Raw genomic sequence first — 3,096 nt, forward strand, 5'->3', positions numbered from 1 at the left:
AATGTCCGGAGAATCCGGGGTGGATGCCCCGGTCGCGTGGCCGTCGGTGTTCACCGCTGAGGCGCGGGTACGGAAGATGCAGACCAAGCTGCACCGTTGGGCGTTAGCCGATCATGGCTTCCGGTTCGACGATGTGTTCAACTTCGTCTGCGACCCGGCCACCTTGATGATGGCCTTCGAACGGGTCGCGGGCAACGCCGGAGCTCGGACGGCGGGCGTGGACGGCATGCGTGCCGCCGACGTCGAAACGTCCGGGGTGACCGCGCACCTGGACCGCATCCGTTCGGAGTTGCGGACAGGGGCCTTCCGGCCTCTGCCGGTGAGAGAACGGATGATCCCTAAGCCGGGCGGGAAACTGCGCCGGCTGGGTATCCCGACCATCACCGACCGGGTGGTCCAGGCCGCGCTGAAGCTGGTCCTGGAGCCGATTTTCGAGGCGGACTTTCGTCCGTGCTCGTATGGGTTTCGGCCCAACCGGCGCGCGCACGACGCGATCGCCGAGATTCACCTGTTCGGCTCCCAGGGATACCGCTGGGTGCTGGACGTTGACATCGAGGCGTGCTTCGACCGCATCGATCACGCGGCCCTGATGGACCGCGTCCGAGCGCGGGTGAAAGACAAGCGGGTGCTGGCGCTGGTGAAGGCGTTCCTGAAAGCCGGGATCATGACCGAGCTCGGCGAGCGGAACGAGACCGTCTCCGGAACACCGCAAGGTGGCATCCTTTCACCTCTGCTGGCCAACATCGCGCTGTCGGTGCTCGACGACTTCGCCGCCGAACACTGGGCAACCGCGATGGCGACCCGGCGGGACCGCGAACGACGCCGCCATCGGGGCCTGCCGACCTGGCGCTTAGTCCGCTATGCGGACGACTTCGTCATCATGGTCCACGGCACCAGGGAGCACGTCGAAGACCTTCGCGGACAGGTGAGCGAGGTTTTGGCACCGATGGGCCTGGTCCTGTCACCGGCCAAGACCACGGTCGTCCACCTTGCAGACGGGTTCAACTTTCTCGGCTTCCGCATCGTCTGGATGCGCAAGCGGGGAACGGACAAGTGGCACGTCTATACCTTCATCGCCGACAAACCGGTCGAGACGCTGAAGCGGAAGATCAAGACACTAACCCAGAGGTTGTCGCATCTCGACTACAAGATCGCGCTGATCCGGATCAACCAGATCCTGCGCGGCTGGGCCAACTACTTCAAGCACGCGGTCGCCAAGCACACCATGCAGCGCCTGCACACCTTCGTGTGGTGGCGAGTGATCCGCTGGGTGATGCACCGGCATCGCATGACATGGAGGGCCATCCAGCGATGGCTCCGCACTCCGCAAGGACGGTGGAAGCCCATCGAACTGGGCGGGATCAGGCTGTTCGACCTCGGCAGAGTGTCGATCACTCGGTATCGCTACCGGGGTAACGCCATCCCCAGCCCCTGGCCGGAGGCCCTGATCGGCCCGACCTCAACGGCATGATCTCGTGGAGAGCCCGTTGCTCAGTAATGGGCACGGCGGGTTCGGCGGGCGGGCCGGGGATTTCCCAGAGTTCGCGCGAACTGAAGGTTCTTCAGCGGGAACCGAAGGGTGGTTTCCGGCTATGGCCTGTCTGGTTCCTTGGGTTCGTGCGAAGTGGCGGGGTCCTGGCATTCGAGGGCGGCGGTGAGGTGGCGCTGCGCGGCGGCGGCGTACCGGATGGCGGTGGTGGGGTCCAAGCCGAACACCACGGACAAGTGGAGCGGGTCAGGACCGTGGGTGAGGGCTTCGTCGAGCTGCCGGTCGACGCGGAGCGCTTCGAGTGGGGCAGCGAGCCCGCGGAAGGTCTCGGCCATCCAGTTCACGCTGACAGGTCGGGTGCTCATCGCGGTCTGCTGGTTGACGATCAGGTAGGGGTTGGCGGAGGTGGGCCAACGCGAGCGTCGGTGCTCGAGCCACTCGATCAGGAGCCGGCGGGTGAGTTCATCGAGAGGTCGCTGGTGGCCGGCGATGGTCAGTCGGCGGTTGCCGAGATCGATGTCGTCCAGGAGCAGGTGACGGATGGCTCGGGGACGGGCTGCGTGGACAGCGGCCAGGGCGAGGGACAGGCGGCTGGCCGGTGTGGTGGCGGCGTTGATGGACTGGTTGATCTGTTCGGGGGTGAGCGGGATGATCACGTCATTGGCGGGCCGGGTGGCCTTCAGGCCCGGACCTGCTCCAAGTGCGACATGTCCGCAGCGATCGTCGAGTCGGCGAGCCCTGCGGCCGCCCGGGCCAGCACGAACCCGGCCAGCACGTCGGTCTCCAGCGCCTCCAGGTCCTCGGCAGTGGCCGGGGCACGCGCCACCCGAAGATCTTTCACCACCGCCAGCGCCATCTCCGGCCACCTCGCCTTCACCATCGCAGCAAGACGAACGACCAGGACGATAGACCTTCAGAAACTCTGAAATCTCATCAACACCAGAAGAAGCCGGAGCACCAGCAGATAACCCCAGGTCCTGCGGCAGGAGAGGCCGAGGACGGTCAGAGGAACTCAGGGGTTATTACATAGAAACCCACCGGGAGCAATCCCGGCAGGGCGCCCCGGTCCGACCCAACAACCTGGGCGAAGCGGTGGAGAAGGTCGTTGGTGCGCATTACGGCTGTGTCAAGAGCGCCTACGCCAACCTGCCCGGCAACCGCGAGGAGCCGGCGGCACCGCCCAAGCAGCCGGACGGCTATCTGGACGTCAACGGCCGCGAGCGGGCCCTGGTCACCCGGCAGACGTCCCGCTACCTGGAGACCCAGGAGCTGGTGGCGCAGGGCCGTTCGCTGAAGAGCATCAGCCGCGAACTGAACCTGAACTATTACGCTGTGCGCCGCTACGCCCGCGCCGACAGCCTGGAGGAAGTGCTGGCCAAAGCGGTCAACCGGCCCACGCTGCTGGACGCCTACAAGCCGTATCTGTATGAGCAATTCGCCGTGGGCTGCCACAACGCCTCCCAGCTGTTCCGCCAGATCCAGGAGCAGGGCTATGGCGGCAGCCTCGGCCCGGTCGACCGCTACATCCGCTTGCTACGCAAGGGCGCCGCCCCACCCCCACCTGTCTCTTATAAACCTCTCCGAGCCCACGAGACCCTAAGACATCT

General features: G+C 65.7%; 3 protein-coding genes and 1 pseudogene. 2 read left to right on the forward strand and 2 right to left on the reverse strand.

The window, feature by feature from the left end:
* Positions 1 to 76: 76 nt before the first annotated feature.
* The gene (ltrA, locus tag ETD86_RS53520) at positions 77 to 1,471 is read left to right on the forward strand and encodes a group II intron reverse transcriptase/maturase (protein ID WP_138674258.1); all 1,395 of its coding nucleotides are present in this window, start codon (positions 77 to 79) and stop codon (positions 1,469 to 1,471) included.
* 119 nt (positions 1,472 to 1,590) lie between these two features.
* Here the strand turns inward: ltrA and ETD86_RS53525 are convergent, their stop codons facing one another.
* Positions 1,591 to 2,145 carry a site-specific integrase gene (locus tag ETD86_RS53525; RefSeq protein WP_138674259.1) on the reverse strand — a complete coding sequence of 185 codons (555 nt, stop codon included), beginning with the start codon at positions 2,143 to 2,145 and terminating at the stop codon, positions 1,591 to 1,593.
* 23 nt (positions 2,146 to 2,168) lie between these two features.
* Entirely contained in the window at positions 2,169 to 2,369 is a 201-nt protein-coding gene (locus ETD86_RS53530; RefSeq protein ID WP_211370919.1) for a hypothetical protein, read from the reverse strand.
* A 212-nt stretch (positions 2,370 to 2,581) separates the two neighbouring features.
* Between ETD86_RS53530 and ETD86_RS53535 the strand changes: the two are divergent.
* Positions 2,582 to 3,096: pseudogene (locus ETD86_RS53535) on the forward strand (hypothetical protein); the annotation flags it as partial.

It is taken from the genome of Nonomuraea turkmeniaca (genome assembly GCF_005889735.1).
Classification (GTDB): domain Bacteria; phylum Actinomycetota; class Actinomycetes; order Streptosporangiales; family Streptosporangiaceae; genus Nonomuraea; species Nonomuraea turkmeniaca.

Coding starts and splice junctions, on each gene's coding strand:
- ltrA (WP_138674258.1), top strand. CDS start 77: ATGCAGACCAAGCTGCACCGTTGGGCGTTAGCCGATCATGGCTTCCGG.
- ETD86_RS53530 (WP_211370919.1), bottom strand. CDS start 2,369: ATGGTGAAGGCGAGGTGGCCGGAGATGGCGCTGGCGGTGGTGAAAGAT.